Origin of the sequence: Gardnerella sp. DNF01159 (genome assembly GCF_049244215.1) — a bacterium.
GTDB classification, from domain to species: domain Bacteria; phylum Actinomycetota; class Actinomycetes; order Actinomycetales; family Bifidobacteriaceae; genus Bifidobacterium; species Bifidobacterium swidsinskii.
Genome location: NZ_CP058387.1, coordinates 708782 through 726277, shown reverse-complemented (window position 1 = coordinate 726277; position 17496 = coordinate 708782). Strand labels below are relative to the sequence as shown.

Annotated in this window: 16 protein-coding genes; 12 read left to right on the top strand and 4 right to left on the bottom strand. The window is 40.7% G+C overall.

Features of this window, described 5'->3' with window-relative positions; all coding sequences use genetic code 11:
- Position 1: 1 nt before the first annotated feature.
- From hisS to HXT39_RS02645, 12 genes are all read left to right on the top strand, one after another.
- Positions 2-1402: a histidine--tRNA ligase gene (hisS, locus tag HXT39_RS02700; protein WP_004108947.1), complete on the top strand. Its 1401-nt coding sequence runs from the start codon at positions 2-4 to the stop codon at positions 1400-1402.
- Between the two features lie 88 nt (positions 1403-1490).
- The gene (gene aspS / locus HXT39_RS02695; RefSeq protein ID WP_103013868.1) at positions 1491-3287 is read left to right on the top strand and encodes an aspartate--tRNA ligase; all 1797 of its coding nucleotides are present in this window, start codon (positions 1491-1493) and stop codon (positions 3285-3287) included.
- A 146-nt stretch (positions 3288-3433) separates the two neighbouring features.
- Positions 3434-4246 (top strand): amino acid ABC transporter ATP-binding protein, encoded by an 813-nt coding sequence (locus HXT39_RS02690; RefSeq protein WP_012914189.1) that lies wholly within the window; start codon positions 3434-3436, stop codon positions 4244-4246.
- Positions 4247-4316: 70 nt separating this feature from the next.
- On the top strand, positions 4317-5150 hold the full coding sequence (locus HXT39_RS02685; RefSeq protein ID WP_102155150.1) for a glutamate ABC transporter substrate-binding protein: 834 nt from the start codon (positions 4317-4319) through the stop codon (positions 5148-5150).
- Between the two features lies 1 nt (position 5151).
- Entirely contained in the window at positions 5152-5829 is a 678-nt protein-coding gene (locus tag HXT39_RS02680; RefSeq protein WP_004108938.1) for an ABC transporter permease subunit, read from the top strand.
- Between the two features lie 5 nt (positions 5830-5834).
- A complete protein-coding gene (locus HXT39_RS02675; RefSeq protein ID WP_004108936.1) occupies positions 5835-6920 on the top strand; it encodes an amino acid ABC transporter permease in 1086 nt (361 codons plus the stop codon).
- 209 nt (positions 6921-7129) lie between these two features.
- Positions 7130-8569, top strand: coding sequence for a UTP--glucose-1-phosphate uridylyltransferase (locus HXT39_RS02670; protein ID WP_064621583.1), 1440 nt, complete (start codon positions 7130-7132; stop codon positions 8567-8569).
- A gap of 292 nt (positions 8570-8861) precedes the next feature.
- Positions 8862-10781: a helix-turn-helix transcriptional regulator gene (locus tag HXT39_RS02665; protein WP_004108930.1), complete on the top strand. Its 1920-nt coding sequence runs from the start codon at positions 8862-8864 to the stop codon at positions 10779-10781.
- Positions 10782-10783: 2 nt separating this feature from the next.
- A complete protein-coding gene (locus HXT39_RS02660) occupies positions 10784-11125 on the top strand; it encodes a hypothetical protein (protein ID WP_064622067.1) in 342 nt (113 codons plus the stop codon).
- Positions 11126-11152: 27 nt separating this feature from the next.
- The gene (locus HXT39_RS02655; protein WP_064622069.1) at positions 11153-13786 is read left to right on the top strand and encodes a DEAD/DEAH box helicase; all 2634 of its coding nucleotides are present in this window, start codon (positions 11153-11155) and stop codon (positions 13784-13786) included.
- Positions 13787-13895: 109 nt separating this feature from the next.
- Positions 13896-14243, top strand: coding sequence for an RNA polymerase-binding protein RbpA (locus HXT39_RS02650; RefSeq protein ID WP_004106625.1), 348 nt, complete (start codon positions 13896-13898; stop codon positions 14241-14243).
- On the top strand, positions 14236-14970 hold the full coding sequence (locus HXT39_RS02645) for an HAD hydrolase-like protein (RefSeq protein WP_012914194.1): 735 nt from the start codon (positions 14236-14238) through the stop codon (positions 14968-14970). Before HXT39_RS02650 ends, HXT39_RS02645 begins: the two co-directional genes overlap by 8 nt.
- A gap of 257 nt (positions 14971-15227) precedes the next feature.
- On the opposite strand, the gene HXT39_RS02640 is transcribed toward HXT39_RS02645, so the two are convergent.
- The 4 genes from HXT39_RS02640 to HXT39_RS02625 all read right to left on the bottom strand — a co-directional run bounded on the left by HXT39_RS02640 (position 15228) and on the right by HXT39_RS02625 (position 17494).
- Positions 15228-15497: a hypothetical protein gene (locus HXT39_RS02640; RefSeq protein WP_231130938.1), complete on the bottom strand. Its 270-nt coding sequence runs from the start codon at positions 15495-15497 to the stop codon at positions 15228-15230.
- 118 nt (positions 15498-15615) lie between these two features.
- Entirely contained in the window at positions 15616-16221 is a 606-nt protein-coding gene (locus HXT39_RS02635) for a MerR family transcriptional regulator (protein ID WP_102703127.1), read from the bottom strand.
- On the bottom strand, positions 16199-16639 hold the full coding sequence (locus HXT39_RS02630; protein ID WP_004108920.1) for an FHA domain-containing protein: 441 nt from the start codon (positions 16637-16639) through the stop codon (positions 16199-16201). Before HXT39_RS02630 ends, HXT39_RS02635 begins: the two co-directional genes overlap by 23 nt.
- Positions 16640-16657: 18 nt before the next feature.
- A complete protein-coding gene (locus tag HXT39_RS02625; protein ID WP_004108919.1) occupies positions 16658-17494 on the bottom strand; it encodes a DUF881 domain-containing protein in 837 nt (278 codons plus the stop codon).
- Between the last annotated feature and the right edge of the window lie 2 nt (positions 17495-17496).

Genomic DNA, 17496 nt, shown 5'->3' with positions numbered 1-17496 from the left:
CATGGTACAAGGCTCATCAATATCGGGTTTCCCTGAATGGCTTCCTAGTGAACGCGCTGTTGAACAGCAAGTAATTGACACACTAAGAGAAGTGTTTGAACTCAACGGTTTTATTGGAATTGAAACACGTGCAGTAGAACAGGGTTCAAGCTTATTAAAAAAAGGCGAAACCAGTAAAGAAATTTATTTATTGTCGCGTTTACAAGAAGTTGGTCACGAATCCGACACTCCTGTAGAAGAACGCATTGGTTTACATTTCGATTTAACAGTTCCGCTCAGCCGTTACGTCGTTGAGCATACTGGTGATTTGACGTTCCCATTTAAGCGCTGGCAAATGCAAAAAGTTTGGCGAGGGGAGCGTCCACAAGAAGGTCGTTTCCGTGAGTTTGTACAAGCTGATATCGATGTAGTAGGAAATGGCGAATTACCTTCACACTACGAAGTTGAACTTCCACTTGTTATGGTTGAAGCTCTTGAACGTTTACGTAAGTTCGGTCTTCCTAAGGCAACTGTTCATGCTAACAATCGAAAGCTTTCTGAAGGTTTTTATCGCGGTATTGGATTAAGCGATATTGAGGGAGTTCTTCGAGAAATCGATAAGCTAGACAAAATTGGTGCTGAAGAAGTATCTAAGCTTTTGGTAAAAGAATGCGGCGCTACGGCTTCTCAAGCTGATGCATGCTTAGAATTAGCTGAACTTACTGCCGAAACAGGAGATGAGTTGAAGTCTCGTTTCGACGAATTATGCGATAAGCATAATATTTCTCGAAGTGATGATAACGAGTCTTACGTTTTAGCTTCTCAAGGTGTTGAAACTCTTGCGATGATTGTAGACGAAGCAGCACGTATCCGCCCAGGCGCTGTTGTTGCTGATTTGAAGATTGCTCGTGGACTTGACTACTATACTGGTTCTGTTTACGAAACTTTCCTTGACAACGCAGAATCTCTTGGTTCAATTTGCTCTGGCGGTCGTTACGATAATTTAGTTTCACAAGGCAAGAAGAAGTATCCAGGCGTAGGACTTTCAATCGGCATGTCTCGACTGCTTTCTTATATGCTTCACACTGCAGGTGCTACTGTTTCTCGAGTTTCTCCTGCTGCAGTACTTGTTGCAGTTTGGAATGAAGAAGATCGCCCTGCATGCAATGCTATTGCTAAAACTTTACGAGATCGAGGCATTGCAGCAGATGTTGCTCCTAGCGCAGCAAAGCTTGGTAAGCAAATAAAATATGCTGACAAGCTCGGCATTCCTTATGTGTGGTTCCCTGCTGATAGCACTGAATCAGAGTCATCTCACGATGAAGTAAAAAATATTATTACTGGCGAACAGGAAACCGCGGATGCCACGTCTTGGCAACCGGATACTGTTTATGCCCGGCAGACAGTTTCTTGCGCTAAATAATGTCTTGCAAATTTGCTTGAATATTGTGCGCAAAATCATGTCAATAGAAACAAATGAATATCAATTAGATTGTAGAGGAAGTGGACTTATGAGCCAGACGGCGTATCGCACACATCATGCCGTTGAAGTGACTGAAGAATTAGTCGGGCAAAAAGTAACCATCGCTGGTTGGGTTGATCGTCGCCGCGATCATGGTGGAGTTGCCTTTGTTGATGTCCGTGATAACACAGGCTTAGTGCAAGTTGTTATTTACGATGAAGAAACTGCACGACCATTGCGTAGTGAATTCGTTGTGCAAGTGACCGGCGAAGTTCGCTTGCGCCCAGATGGCAACGAAAACGATCATTTAGCAACCGGTAAAATTGAGATTGTTGCAGAAACTGTTACTATTCTCGCAAAGTCAGACGCTTTGCCATTCCAGGTTTCAACAGCTTTGGAAAACGAGTCCGAGAACAAGCTTCCAAGCGAAGATGTTCGTTTGAAATATCGTTACCTTGATTTGCGTCGCCCATCTATGCAGCGCAATTTGAAGCTTCGCTCTGATATGGCTAAGGCTGCCCGCCATGCTTTGGAAGACATGAACTTTACTGAAGTTGAAACACCAACTTTCATTAAGTCAACTCCTGAAGGTGCTCGCGACTTCGTTGTTCCAGCACGATTGGTTCCAGGCTCTTGGTACGCACTTCCACAGTCTCCTCAGCTTCTAAAGCAGTTGCTCATGGTTTCTGGCGTCGAGCGCTACTATCAGCTTGCTCGTTGCTATCGCGACGAAGACTTCCGTGCAGATCGTCAGCCTGAGTTCACTCAGCTTGATATGGAAATGAGCTTTGCAAGTCAGGAAGACGTTATGGCTATGGCAGAGCGCGTTATTGCCGCTATTTGGAAGGAAGCCGGTCACGAGATTACTCTTCCTTTGCCTCGTATTACTTGGCAGGAAGCAATGGATAAGTATGGTTCCGATAAGCCTGATTTGCGTTTTGGAAACCCACTTATTGAGTTGACTGACTACTTTAAGAACACTCCATTCCGCGTGTTCCAAGCTTCATACGTTGGCGCTGTGCTCTTTAAGGGCGGTGCTGCAACTCCTCGTCGCCAATTTGACGCTTGGCAGGATTGGGCTAAGCAGCGCGGAGCTAAAGGTTTGGCTTACGTTGTGTTTGGTGAAGATGGCGAGTTAAAGGGTCCTGTTGCTAAGAATCTTAGTGAAGAAGAGCGCGCAGGTCTTAAGGAAGCTGTTGGAGCAGAAGATGGCGATGCAGTGTTCTTCGCAGCAGGTTCTCGCGAGTCTTCGCAGCTTTTGCTCGGCGCAGTGCGCGTTGAACTTGCTAACCGCGCAGGATTGCTTCACCCAGATGAGTTTGCTTTCACTTGGGTTGTTGACTTCCCACTATTTAAGCGCACTGATGATCCAGATGATGACGACGTCGCCGTTGGCCACTCAAAGTGGACTTCTATGCACCATCCGTTTACAATGCCATCTGCTGATTGGATCGATAAGTTTGATAAAGATCCAGAGCACGCTATGAGCGATTCTTACGATATTGTGTGCAACGGTAATGAAATGGGCGGCGGATCCGTTCGTATTCACCGCGACGATATCCAAGACCGCGTTCTTAACGTTCTTGGAATCGACAAGGCTGAAGCTGACGAAAAGTTCGGCTTCTTGCTTGAAGCTTTCAAGTACGGTGCTCCACCTCACGCTGGTATTGCTTTGGGTTGGGATCGTACTGCTGCAATTTTGGCAGGTGCAAGCTCAATCCGCGACGTAATCGCATTCCCTAAGGCTGGCGGCGGTAGAGACCCTCTAACCGGTGCTCCTGCTCCAATTTCTGACGAGCAGCGTGCTGAAACTGGTGTTGATTATGATCCAGAAGAAGACGAGTAAATAAAAATACTTGTAAAAAATGTTATTGATAAGCCGTTGATTGTTGATTTTATAATCACAATCAACGGCTTTTTTGTAACGTAAGAGTTACAAAACGTAACGATAGTGATAAATAGCTGTAACACAGATTAGCTAAACTTCTTGTTATGGATAAGCAAGTATCAAAGTCAAATCCAAACGCCGAGGATATGACTAATCGCACTATTTCAGTGCAAAAAGCGGCAAATCCCCTCGTAGAACTAAGTCATGTCGAAAAGCATTATGGAAAACTTCATGTGCTTAAAGACATCAATCTGACTGTTAACAAAGGCGAAGTACTAGTTATTATCGGTCCATCTGGTTCTGGTAAATCGACAATGTGTCGCACAATTAACCGTCTCGAAACTATTGATTCAGGTGACATACGTATTGACGGTGAGCCACTTCCTCAAGAAGGAAAAGAACTTGCAGCTTTGCGAGCAGAAGTTGGTATGGTATTCCAGTCCTTTAATCTTTTCGCTAACAAGACTATTTTGGAAAATGTTACTCTTGCTCCAATGAAAGTGCGCCATATGGATCAGCAAAGTGCTGAATCTCTTGCTATGGAATTGCTCACTCGAGTCGGAGTTGATAATCAAGCAAACAAAATGCCTTCACAACTTTCCGGCGGCCAGCAGCAGCGTGTTGCAATTGCTCGAGCTCTTGCTATGCAGCCAAAAGTTATGCTTTTTGACGAGCCTACATCTGCACTAGATCCGGAAATGGTTAATGAAGTTCTTGATGTCATGGTTGAGCTTGCAAAAGAAGGCATGACTATGATTTGTGTTACCCACGAAATGGGATTTGCACGCAAGGCAGCTGACAGAATTGTATTTATGGCAGATGGTCAAATTCTTGAACAAGGCACTCCTGAAGAATTCTTTGAACATCCAAAAACTGATCGTGCAAAAGATTTCCTTTCCAAGATTCTTACGCATTAATCTGCTTTTTTGTTTTATCTTTCAGTAAAAATTCTGAAACTTTAAAACAGTTCTTACGAAGGGAAAAGATATGAAAATATTACAAAATCGCATTTTTCGTGCGATACTAGCGATGCTTTGTACCGTATGCTGCGTTATGCCGCTTACAGCTTGCGATCGTAGCGATGGTAAAAAAGTCATACGCATTGGTATTAAATTCGATCAGCCTGGTATGGGTTTCAAAAAATCAGGAACTTACGTTGGATTCGACGTTGATGTTGCTAAGTACGTTGCCAAAAAGCTCGGCTATTCAGAAGATCAAATCGTATGGAAAGAATCACCATCTAAACAGCGTGAAACAATGCTTCAAAACGGTGATGTAGATATGATTGTTGCAACATATTCCATTACTGACGCTCGCAAGAAAATGGTTTCGTTTGCAGGACCTTACTTTATTGCCGGTCAGGATTTGCTAATTCGAAAAGATGAGCATAAAGTAAGCGGTCCAAATGATTTGGACGGAAAGCGTTTATGCTCAGTTTCAGGCTCAACATCTGCAATTGCTATTAAGGAGCGTTACTCTTCAAAAGTACAGCTTATGCAACAGCCTGGTTATGCAGAATGTGCAACTGCATTATTCTCAGGAATTGTAGATGCTGTAACTACCGACGACATTATTCTTGCTGGTTTAGCAACCGCTTCTCGAGGTCGTTTAAAGCTTGTAAACAAGCCATTTACCGCAGAATATTACGGAATTGGCATTAAAAAAGGAAATACAGGCTTAGCTAAGAAAATTAATGCAGCCTTAAAAGACATGATTCGTAACGGATCATGGAAAAGAGCTCTAGACGACAATTTACGAGGCACTGGCTTTAAGCCGAACGCAAAGTATAATCCGCCAATTCCTCAAGAAGGAGAGAAGTAATATGCAAGATTTTATGCAGCTATTTACCTCCTACAATATTCCAGGAGCATTCTTGGTTAATATTGAAATAACTTTATGGAGTGTACTTTTTTCATCAATTATTGGCGTAATTCTTGTTACTATGCGCATTTGCCCTGTTTCATCATTACGCATGATTGCTACAGTTTATGTTGAATTGTTTAAAAACATGCCACTTACCATCATTATGGTTTTCATGGTTTTAGGCGTTTACGCTCAGCTTAAGATAGGATTCTCCTCAATTTTTGAAGTGAATTTCTTCTGGCTGGCAGTTGCTGGATTGTCGCTTTATACTGCAGCATTTGTTTGCGAATCTTTGAGATCTGGTCTTAATACCGTACCTGTTGGTCAAGCAGAAGCTTGCCGCGCCCTTGGATTAAATTTCTTCCAATCTGCAACACAAGTAATTCTTCCACAAACTTTCTGCGGTTCAGTAGCACCATTAGGTAATACATTTATTGCTTTGCTTAAGAATTCTACAGTTGCTGCTGCTGCATCAGTTGCCACTGAGACTTCAACAATGATGAGCGAAATGATTGAGAAACATGCAGATTTGATTGTTCCAATCTTCTTAATTTTCGCTTGCGGATACATTATGCTCATCATTCCTATCGGCATTTTGACTACTTATTTGTCAAATAAACTTGCTGTGAGAAGGTGATAACAATGGCTAAACAACGTGAACAATCATTATTATTCGATGCTCCAGGTCCAAAAGCTCTTAAGAAAATTCGCATAGCTAATATTATTGCCGGTTGCATTTTTGTTATTTGCATTATTGCTATTCTCGTTCGTTTGAGCAATCCTCCAGAGGGAGAAAACCAACTTTCTTGGACGCTTTGGAATCCTGCACTCGAATCTGAGGCCTGGGTTGATTTTTATCTTCCTGGATTATGGATGACACTAAAAGCATCGTTACTTGCAGTAGTTGGTTCTATTGTATTTGGCTTATTCTTCGGACTTTGCCGTTTACTACCTAATTTTATTATTCGTAGTATTTCCGCAATAGTAGTAGAATTTTGCCGCGCAGTACCAGTATTGATGCTTATGATTTTCTTGTGGAGAGCATTCGCACTTTCTGGTATGAAAGAATCATCATACTGGGCTGTTGTTTTGGCACTGATTATGTATAACGGTTCTGTTGTTGCAGAACTTGTTAGATCAGGTGTTGGCAACTTGCCAAACGGTCAAAGAGAAGCTTCACTTGCATTAGGATTGAGCGAGTACCAATCATTGACACAAATTGAAATGCCTCAGGCAATTATTGCTATGATGCCTGCAGCAGTAACTCAGCTTGTAGTTGTTTTGAAGGATACTGCACTTGGTTCAATTATTATGTACACTGATTTGCTTCAGGAATCGCGCAGACTCGGATCAATGTACTTTAATATTTTGCAAACATTAAGTGTTGCAGCAGTAATATATTTCCTTATTTGCTTGGCATTGTCTTGGTTTGCACAATGGTTGCCATCGCACTTGAAGAATCGAACTGCCGCTCCAACAGAACCAGAGCCTGTTGCTCCAATTGCTATTATGGATCCTTCTAATGTGAACCAAATGGCAGTTGCTAGCGAAGTTAAAGAGCTTCCTTATGGCGGTACTCCACGTAAGTATCACGTACATCATCGCGGTACGAACGCTTCTATTCACCATTGGCGCCACACTCGTTACTTGCAAGGCTACGACGAGCATCATCTAAAAACTGGCGATGAACCGGAAGAAAATGATGACAACAATGCAGAAAATAACTAAATTTCATATTTAGTGGTGTTTAGTAGCAAATTTTCTCATAAGCGCAGTCGGTATTTATTATTGGCTGCGCTTATTATTTTCTATCTTGCAATTTCTAACTTTGGTAGAATCATAATAGTATTTCAAAATAACCGTTAAAAGCAATATTTGCGCAGCAACGCACAAATCGCTAAACTATTAAGGTCACATGCATACGAGGAGGCTTTTACATGGATGACGCGTTTGAGTTGTCCGCTGCAAAGATGCGCGAACAAGGCATGAGCGAAATTGCTATTGAACAATTTAAACACTTATATAATGCTTGGAATTTAGATAAATCAGGGGATAAGTCTGCGGAGTTTATTCGCGAGAGCACGGTTGAGCCTATTAAAAGCGTTCCAACTTTCCACGAAATTTACGAAACTATTGATCACGACAAAGCTGTTAACGCATTCGCAAAAACTGCTTTTATTAAATTAAATGGCGGTTTGGGAACATCTATGGGCTTGTCTTGCGCAAAATCTTTACTACCAGTTCGTAGGCATAAAGCTCGCCAAATGCGCTTTATTGATATTATTATTGGACAAGTTCTTACAGCTCGTCAGCGATTAGGAGTTAATCTTCCGCTTATTTTCATGAATTCTTTCCGCACGTCTCATGATACTTTGCAAGTACTAAAACGCAATCGCAAGTTTGTGCAAGACAATATTCCTGTAGAAATTATTCAACATCAAGAACCAAAATTAGCAGAGGAAACTGGAGAACCGGTTTCTCACAAGGAAGATCGATCTCTTGAATGGTGTCCTCCAGGTCACGGCGATATTTTTTCAACTCTGTGGGAATCTGATTTATTGCATACTCTTAAAGAAAATGGAATTGAGTATTTGTTTATTTCAAATTCTGACAATTTAGGTGCTAGACCGTCGCGCACTCTTGCTCAACATTTTGAAAATACTGGCGCACCTATCATGATTGAGGTTGCGAAGCGAACTCAAGCAGATCGTAAGGGCGGTCACATTGTTAGGGACGCGAAAACAGGAAGACTAATGCTACGAGAAATGACACAGGTTCATCCTGAGGATCGTAGAAGCGCACAAAGCATTAAAAAACATCCATACTTCAACACAAATAATATTTGGGTTCGTGTAGATGCTCTAGAAAAAAAGTTAAAAGAGCACAAAGGGATTTTGCCTTTGCCTGTTATTTTTAATCACAAAACTGTTGACCCAACTGACGAAAGCAGCACTCCGGTAGTGCAATTGGAAACAGCAATGGGAGCAATAGCTTCACTTTTCGATGACGCAATTTGCGTAGAAGTTGATCGCATGCGTTTCTTGCCTGTTAAAACAACCAATGACTTATTTATTATGCGATCAGATAGATTCCATCTTACTGATTCATATGAAATGGAAGATGGTAACTATATATTTCCTGATATTGATTTGGATCCACGTTATTACAAAAACATCAATGATTTCAACGAAAGATTCCCATATTCTGTTCCAGCTTTAGCTGCTGCAAAATCAGTAACTATTAGGGGAGATTGGACATTTGGAAACCAAGTTTCAATGTTTGCTGACGCTGTTTTAGAAGATACAGGAGAACCAAGTTATGTGCCAAATGGAGAATTCGTGGGACCGCAAGGAATTGAACCAGACTCTTGGGTTTAAAGCAGATTTCTTGCAAATATGCGATTTTTATTGATAGTAAATAAAATTATCTATAAAAAATTATATGGCGTGTCGCGAAAAAATGGCGTATTTTCAACGTTGTTGATGTTCGTGTGAATAAAAAATATATAATTATTAGAAGTTTTTTAAAAAAATGTCCACACGTACCGCAAAACACCATTAAAATAGAAAAGGTGTGCGCAATATTGCAACACAAGTTTTGCTGCATTTCGTAGTCGCTTGTATGCAAGGCGCATAAGTAAATTGATACAAACATGATACGTGAGGACTAATGGTAGAAGGAAGCAACGGAAGGCGACGTTTTTCCGACAAATGGGGCAAACACGAGTTAGATGTACTCGCTGTATTGTCTTCCGCATTCCCGCAATGGCTGACTTCGCGTCAAATTGCACAGCGCGTAAAGGCATATGCAGATTCATACGGTGAGCTTGCAGATCAAGCAGCTAAAGCAGCATTCGCAAAACAGTTCCAGCGAGATCGCGCAAAGCTTGCTGCTATGGGTATTGCAATAGAGTCTAGGCAGCCAGAATATTCTTCGAAGTCCGAAGGTCAAGACTTTGCGTCTTATCGTTTGCAATTAGGCGATGAGCCTCGCGTACGTTTACGTTTCGACCAATCTGAATTACCAGTTTTAGCTGCAGCAAATTATCTTGCTCGTTCAATGTCTATTTCTTCTCTTGATTCAGGTCAACACGAGCAACAGCGCACTTCTCGCACTGCTCCTAGAGTTCCACAAACTCCTATTCCTGGCTTAGGATTAGATTCAATCGCACCTGGTCTTGGAACACAAATGCTACCTGATTCATTGGTAAAAGTTATTGATTCTCGCAGATTTGCCGCAACTGTGGATGTCGATGGTGAACATTTAAACGTTGCTTATACTGATGCTGATGATTTAGCGATGTTCGTGCTAGAACATCCTGGATCTAGCGTAGTAAGCCCTCAAGAAGCAGTTGATGCTTTCCATCGCCGTTTGCACGCAGCAGTTAATTTTGCTCAATATGACGAAAATGAGCAAAAAGATGAAGAAGGTGCTATACAAGAAGCGCAAAATATTGAAGAACAAAATAGCAACACTGATAAATCGCATACCAAAAAAGGCTCTTCATTCCAAACTGGAAGTGAAGTAGATCGTAGGCTTCGATTGATGCTTTTCTTGTCTGCTCATCTTGGAGAGGAATTCCCATTAGACGAGCTTGCTGAGCGTTTTATTGGTAGACCAAAAAGCGATGATGAACTTCGTCGATTTGTTACAATTCTTCACAAGGATATAAATACTCTTACTACTGTTTCTGACGATGGGGAAATGGCCGGAAGCCAATTCTTTGATATAGATTGGACTCTTCTTGAGAACGAGGGAATTGTTTCTGCTACTAACTCTTTAGGATTGGAAAGACTTGCTGGAATTTCACAGCAATATTTGAGCATGCTTACTGCGTCTGCTAATTATTTGGCGCATTCCTTGCTTTTGCCTATTGAACAGCGCACACAAGCTGAATCCTTGTATAAGCGTCTTCGCCGTCATGTTCTTCCTGGTCAAACTCCATGGCTGAGTTTAACAGGTTATGAAATTGAGCCTCGAAATTGTTCTATTGTTCGCAGTGCTATTAACTCTGGATCTTTACTAGATATGGAATACACTGACGGGGCAGGACGTATTCGTCGCAAGATTGTTGCGCCGTCGAAGATTTACGTTGATGAAGGCGTTTACTATGTTGCAGTATGGACTGATGTAGAGCAGCAAACACCAGAAGATAAACGTGAATTTGTTGCTAAAGATACGACAATTAATAAAGCGAATGGATTGCCTCGCATTTGGCAAGTTCTTCGCGTAGCACGTATTGAACGTGCAGAAGTTGTAGAGCCTGTATCTCAAGTTAAAATTCCAGATGTGCCAGTTAGTGAACTTCGCAAGTGGAGCTTTGATAACGGAACTGAAACTTGCTTCATTACCGATGAAACAGAATTGAACTTTTTGAAGAATCTTTCTGGAGCCACTATGGAAACTTGTGGCAGCGGAGTAAAAGTCCATCTTACTGTTTCTTCTGATTCATGGTTCGTTGCTTTTTGCATTGCTCACGCACGTCATATTACAGCTGTTGCTCCTGAAACATTGCGCAGTATGATTATTGCTCGCGCTCAACGTGAATTAAGCGTTAATCACGCTGATAATGCGAATACAGAGGAATAACAATGCCTTGGTGGATTTGGCTACTCATAACAGTTTTTATGCTGATAATGGTAGCGCTAGGAGTTGTTATTGTCATTTTAAGCGCAATAAAAATAGCTAAGGTCTGTTTTGGTATTTCCGAAGACGTTTCTTCTAGATTTGAACGTTTGCATGAACCAAATAAAGAAGATAATGAAAATCCTCGAGATCCATTATTTACACTTCCTATTAAAGATGCAACGAATCGATATGAGCGAACGCACACAAAAGTTATTGAGCGTCATCAAAAAATTCGCGAAAATCACCGTAAAATATGGCAGCATTGGGATAAAAAATCTCTTCGCGAAGAAGACATTCAGCTATAGCATATAAGAAAGCGACTAATACTTTTTATGTCTCATTTATCACAGAAAAAAGACTGCAAAAATAAATCAGGCAATCCAACTGACTGCAATGAGAATGATGTAGTATTATCTCCTTCACAACGTTTCGCAGCTTTTAAAAATATAATGAAGCACGAGCACTCGATGGCATCTAAATTTGAGCGTTCTTTGTCTTTTGAACTTGATGATTTTCAACTTGAAGCTATTGATGCACTAGAAAATGGCAATAATGTTTTAGTTGCTGCTCCTACTGGAGCTGGTAAAACTGTTGTTGCGGATTTTGCTGTATTTCTTGCGCAAAATCGCAATGTAAAAGCTTTTTACACAACACCTATTAAAGCTTTAAGTAATCAAAAATATCACGATTTCTGCGAACTGTACGGCTCAGACAGAGTAGGGTTATTAACTGGCGATACTTCTGTAAATCCTGAAGCAGACATTGTTGTAATGACTACTGAAGTTTTAAGAAATATGCTTTACGAGCATTCGATTACGTTGCAATCTTTAGGTTTTGTCGTTCTTGACGAAATTCATTATCTTGCAGATAAATTCCGCGGAGCTGTGTGGGAGGAAGTTATTATTCACCTTCCGAAATCGGTGAAAATTATTGGGTTGTCTGCAACTGTTTCAAATGTTGAAGATTTTTCTGCATGGCTAGAATCAGTGCGTGGAGAAACTCATTTGGTTGTCGACGAACACAGACCTGTGCCTTTAGAAAGACATGTTGTTATTCAAGAGGATTCTGCAACTGAGCCTGAGTTACTCGATTTATACGACCATGACAATAATGGAAACGTAACTAAGCGCGTTAACCCTGCATTGACTAGGAAACTTAATGAATTCGAGTACCGAGCTCGTCGCCGTAAAGAATCTTACAGCGATAGCAAATACCGTTACAGAAAAGGTAAGAAACACAGAGTTAACGGGGGAGTTGCACAGTTAGATAAATGCGCGAAACGACATACTCCTCGCCGCTGGGCTGTTATTGACGAATTAGATTACCTAGGAATGCTGCCAGGAATTTATTTTATCTTCTCTCGTTCCGGATGCGATCAAGCTGTTCAACAATGTTTAAACGCAGGATTAATACTTACCTCTGATGAAGAAATGTACGAAATACGTAAAATTGTCGACAGTATGGTTGCAAATCAACTTTCTAAAGAAGATTTACACGCTTTAAGCTTTGAACGTTTTCGTTTTGCTCTCGAACAAGGATTTGCAGCACATCATGCCGGTATGATTGCATTATTCCGTCACATTGTTGAAACACTATTTGAACGCGGACTTATTAAAGTTGTTTTTGCAACAGAAACACTTGCTTTAGGCTTAAATATGCCAGCTCGAAGCGTTGTTGTAGAAAAGCTAGTAAAATTTGACGGCACTGGGCATGTACCTCTTACGCCTGGAGAATTTACGCAACTTACAGGTCGTGCTGGAAGACGTGGAATTGACGATATTGGTTACGCAATTCTTGTAGATCATGCTGATTTCGTCCCTCAACAAGCTGCAGCACTTTCTAGTAAACGCGTATACCCGCTACATTCCAGCTTCGTTCCTACGTTTAATATGGCAGTTAATTTGCTGAACTCAAGCGATGCAGACACTGCTAGAACAACACTAGATTGTTCTTTTGCTCAATGGGAAGCTAATGCTTCTGCTGAACGTTTACATAATCGCATGAACGAACTTGAAACAGCTCTTAAAGGCTATGAAGAAGCATTCCACTGCGAACATGGAGATTTTGCTGAATTCTTACAATTACGCATGAAGCTTAAAGAAGCTCAACACGATCAACGCCGTAAACTTAAACATACTTTATTCCGCACAGATGCAGAACGCACAGCAGCGTTTAAAGCGTTGGATGATGTTATTGCAAATCTTAGAGAAGCTGAGCGAACGCATCCGTGTGCAGGTTGTGCAGATATTCAACAACATTTGCGTTGGGGCTACCATTGGATTAGAGAACATAAGGAACTTGATCAAGTACGTGAACGCTACGAATCTCGTACTGGTTCTGTTGCTAGAACTTTTGACCATATTTGTGACGTATTGTACAGTTTGGATTATTTACAATCTGAAGATTCTTCACAAAACCAAATTTTGCACCTTACTGAGCGCGGTCAATTGTTAAGAAGGTTGTATAACGAACTAGACATTGTATTTGCTGAAGCTATTTGCGAAGGAATTTTTAATGATCTTTCGCCGCTTGAATTATTATCGTGCTTGTCTGCATTAGTTTATGAATCTAGAGGACCTGCAGGGGGAGAACCTAGACGATATCCAGGCGGCAAAGATGGCGCGATATTTAATACAGTATTGCGAATGAAAGAATTATTTATGCGTACTAGCGCATTATGCGCAGACGCTCATTTGCCAGCGTTAAGACCGCTTGAATTTGGTGCTGTAGATATTATGTACGATTGGGCTAATGGTGCTGATCTAGCTGAAGTTTTGCGCAATACCGACAGCACTGGAGGAGATTTCGTGCGTCAAACTAAACGTCTTATTGATTTACTTACTCAACTTTTTGCAACAGGAGAATATTTACAAGCTATAGATGGCGTAGATAAAAATCTTGCTTCATGCGCTTATGAAGCTGCAAAACTATTAAACCGTGGAGTTGTAGCATACTCAGATGTATAAGTATGAGCATATACAAATAAAACGCATGTATTTTGTATATATAAATCGTTTTTATATATATAGTCCGTGCAATTCGGTAATTTTATAAAGTACTACACAAGGAGATACTATGGCAGAACGCAGTTTACGCGGTATGAGCATTGGTGCGAAATCATTGGAATCTGACGATAATGTAGATTTCGCTGCACGAAATGATGTTGTGTATGTGTGCCCAAAGGGGCATCGCACGATTCTTCCTTTTGCTCAAGGCGCAGAAATTCCTGAAGAGTGGGAATGCCGCTGCGGCACGATTGCACATCGCGAAGGCGACGATGATCGCCCAGATGATGATTTCAACAAGCCGTCTAGGACGCATTGGGATATGCTGCTTGAACGTCGTAGTGAAGAAGAATTAAAAACTTTACTAGACAAGCGTCTAAAAATGCATCATGAGGGCTGGATTCCTGACTATGAGTGAATTCTCAGTGTCTTCAGGATGTACTAGTCGTCACATTATTCTGCTTGATCTTGATGGCACATTAACAAAGTCAGATGCTGGTATTATTACTTGCGCAAAGCTTGCATTGAAAGAGTTGAAACAGCCTATTCCGGACGATGCTGAAATGCACCGTTTTATAGGTCCTTCAATTTTAGAATCTCTTCAACGCAATAATGTGCCTGAATCGCTGCTAGCAAAGGGACTTGCTACGTATCGCAAGTATTATTCTGAAGTAGCAACTTTTGATGATCCTAATAATCCTGGTAAAAAAATTCCAGGATGCCTACTTAACAAAGTATACGATGGAATACTTGAGCAACTTACAAAACTTCGTGAAGCTGGATATTATTTAGCAACCGCATCTTGCAAGCCAGAATATCAAGTAAAGCCTATTTGCGAATATTTTGGTTTGACGAAGTATCTTGACGGAATTTATGGCGCGAGTAAAGATATGTCGCGTATTAGCAAAACTCAAGTTATTCGTTATGTTTTTGATGTGATTGATTACAATCCAGAAAAAGGCGACAGAGCTTTGATGGTTGGAGACCGCTGGACTGATGCTGACGGAGCAAAAGATTGCGGCTTGGATTGCTTGGGATGCGCTTGGGGCTATGCTGAGCCTGGCGAGCTTGAAGCACACGGATCTTACAGAATTATTGATAGCGTAAACGAATTAAACACTGCAATTTGCGAATATTTCGCTTAATCTAATCAGAATTTTTGTCGTAACGGCTTTTTCTTTACACCCTCGTAAAGTTTCGGTCGTTTTTTAGTGAGAAAACGACAGTTTCTTTACAACGCTGCACAGTTTCTGCCGGTTGAGCTTATTATTTGACTAGATTTACTTGATATTTATCCGATAATGTACGTTATGTCAAATTAGAGATAATAATCAAACGCAACCAACAAAGTCTCACACTACTATCAAATAATATCCCTACGATATACTTCTTGCTAAATAATCTAAGACTTGCAACTTCGGTACGCACAAAATAGCATTGCAAAAATATTAGCAAAAATAAGCGCGATAATAATCGCATATGACGCAATCAGCGTTGATCTCATTAATAACCAATAATCATCACAAACAAATCCAAAATCGCGAACAATATGCAAAAGCATGTATGCAAGCATTGCGCAAGGAAGCCCACAACAATGCGTAATAACAATACTCCAAGGCATTAAACCAATAGAACTTCTCTTATCACTATTGCTAATACTATTTGATTTCAAATAAGCATTTTTTCGAAATTTTACTAAAAAACGTACGCAAGCAAATAAACTATATAAAAACAATGATACTGAAGCAAACCAGCAAATAACAGCGATAATAACAACTACGAACATGCCATTATCCCCACGTTTCCTGAACAAGACTCCATGAGTTTGAAGATGTATGAGAAGTAGGTTTTGAACAAGATTTGCGAGTAGACTTACTACTTTTTTCTTCAACTTGCGTAGCATCAACAGAATTTTCAGAAGATAAGTCCTCTTCCACTCTAGAAACAATGCGACCAACAGCAATAGCAAATACTGCTAAACCAGAAGCAAGCATACGACGCATATTATCTTGATTCTCATCGCACTCTTGAACAGATTGACCATCACAAATAATAGTCATACTTCTCAAACGTTCTTCTGAGTATCGATTAAGAAAAATAATAGCCGTAGTAACATTAACTAAATTAACACCAGCATCAAGCAGCCTTTTAGCTACAGCCATAATCGCAATATCTTTAAAAGAATACAAACGACGAGAACCAGAACCGCTAGATGCATGAATTGAAGGCTCTATAATGCTTTTACGAGCCCAATAATCGAGTTGCCGGTAAGTAATACCGGCAACCTTCATAGCGACACTACCACGGTATCCTGAAGCGTGATCAGCAGACAAGGAAAAGTTAAAAAGCTCCCCCTGTACTGCATTAATCACATTATCGGACTGTGACTGCGTCATGTGCGAAAAATACCAGTCTGAATTTGCCAATCATAATTTCATCGCCATTATGCAGCACTGATTCATCAACACGTTCACGATTTACATACGTACCGTTTAGGCTTCCAGAATCTGAAATGCTAAACACGCCATTATGGCGCTTAAACACTGCATGCGCACGCGAAACGGTAGAATCGTCTAACAAAATATCAGCATGCGAATCACGTCCAACTGTTACTAAATCTTCATCGAGAAGATAGCGAGAACCAGACACTGCTCCCCTAGTTGAAATCAACAACGCAGTACCAGGAAGTAATTTCGCTATAGTATCAAAATCATCCTGCTGCATAGGACGATCTGAAGTTGTATTCATTGGAATATGAATAGCTGGCATACCAATAATAGTGGTTTCGCCAGCTGTAGGAATCGGTTCAGTCATACTTGCTATTCTACCTTGTTACTCGACTGGTTTTGCATATTCGTACTGTTTTGGTTCGCGTGTCGAAGTAATTTCTACTTCATCAGGCACTGAAACCATTACAGAAGAACCAAATTTAATTTTTAAACGCGACCCAACACCGCCTGCAATATTAACAGCATTTTGCAAATTCTGAGGGTCACCAATTGCTTTCACAATATAAGGAGGATCAATTATAATATTGTCGCATATAAGACCATGTTTAGTTTGCGAAATATAGCTTGAAGTAACTATTCTTACATCGTTAATAGACATAACTTCTACGCCAGCATTTCGCAATTCCTCTATTAGCTGAAACATCGTAGCGGCATCAATATTCTCTTTTTCACCTGCAGTAATGTGAACTACAATACCTTTACCTACTGCCGGCAGACGTCCAGAAATAAGACCATTTGCTTGAGCATTCTGCTGAGCAATACGACGAGCTTCATCTTGTTTATCTACTGCTTCACGCAACGAATTAAGCTGACCTGTTAATTCACTTTTTCGGCTTTCCAAACTCTGAATTTGAGAATGAGTTTCTGTAATAAGACGAGTCAATTCTTCTTCGCTCATTGTTTCATACAAAAGTGAGTTGCTACGATTAACTTGAATCATGTACGCAAAACCTAATAAAGCGCAGAGCAACATCATTAAAAAACCCGTAAATATACGCGCTCGAGTAACGTGACCGCTTAGTGAAGATTTTACTTTACGATGAACTGCTGGGAAAGATCCAGTTTGAGTTTCATCACTTTCACGATCATGCGATTTTTGACGACGCATTTTATGAAGAATATCATCATCTTGTGGAGAATGAGAAAACATTGAAACCATAT

Excerpts from the sequence above, each read along its gene's own strand:
- HXT39_RS02660 (WP_064622067.1), top strand. The coding sequence starts at position 10,784 with ATGCCTTGGTGGATTTGGCTACTCATAACAGTTTTTATGCTGATAATG.
- HXT39_RS02685 (WP_102155150.1), top strand. The coding sequence starts at position 4,317 with ATGAAAATATTACAAAATCGCATTTTTCGTGCGATACTAGCGATGCTT.
- HXT39_RS02675 (WP_004108936.1), top strand. The coding sequence starts at position 5,835 with ATGGCTAAACAACGTGAACAATCATTATTATTCGATGCTCCAGGTCCA.
- HXT39_RS02680 (WP_004108938.1), top strand. The coding sequence starts at position 5,152 with ATGCAAGATTTTATGCAGCTATTTACCTCCTACAATATTCCAGGAGCA.
- HXT39_RS02650 (WP_004106625.1), top strand. The coding sequence starts at position 13,896 with ATGGCAGAACGCAGTTTACGCGGTATGAGCATTGGTGCGAAATCATTG.
- aspS (WP_103013868.1), top strand. The coding sequence starts at position 1,491 with ATGAGCCAGACGGCGTATCGCACACATCATGCCGTTGAAGTGACTGAA.
- HXT39_RS02625 (WP_004108919.1), bottom strand. The coding sequence starts at position 17,494 with ATGGTTTCAATGTTTTCTCATTCTCCACAAGATGATGATATTCTTCAT.
- HXT39_RS02630 (WP_004108920.1), bottom strand. The coding sequence starts at position 16,639 with ATGACTGAACCGATTCCTACAGCTGGCGAAACCACTATTATTGGTATG.
- HXT39_RS02645 (WP_012914194.1), top strand. The coding sequence starts at position 14,236 with ATGAGTGAATTCTCAGTGTCTTCAGGATGTACTAGTCGTCACATTATT.
- hisS (WP_004108947.1), top strand. The coding sequence starts at position 2 with ATGGTACAAGGCTCATCAATATCGGGTTTCCCTGAATGGCTTCCTAGT.
- HXT39_RS02665 (WP_004108930.1), top strand. The coding sequence starts at position 8,862 with ATGGTAGAAGGAAGCAACGGAAGGCGACGTTTTTCCGACAAATGGGGC.
- HXT39_RS02690 (WP_012914189.1), top strand. The coding sequence starts at position 3,434 with ATGGATAAGCAAGTATCAAAGTCAAATCCAAACGCCGAGGATATGACT.
- HXT39_RS02635 (WP_102703127.1), bottom strand. The coding sequence starts at position 16,221 with ATGACGCAGTCACAGTCCGATAATGTGATTAATGCAGTACAGGGGGAG.
- HXT39_RS02670 (WP_064621583.1), top strand. The coding sequence starts at position 7,130 with ATGGATGACGCGTTTGAGTTGTCCGCTGCAAAGATGCGCGAACAAGGC.
- HXT39_RS02655 (WP_064622069.1), top strand. The coding sequence starts at position 11,153 with ATGTCTCATTTATCACAGAAAAAAGACTGCAAAAATAAATCAGGCAAT.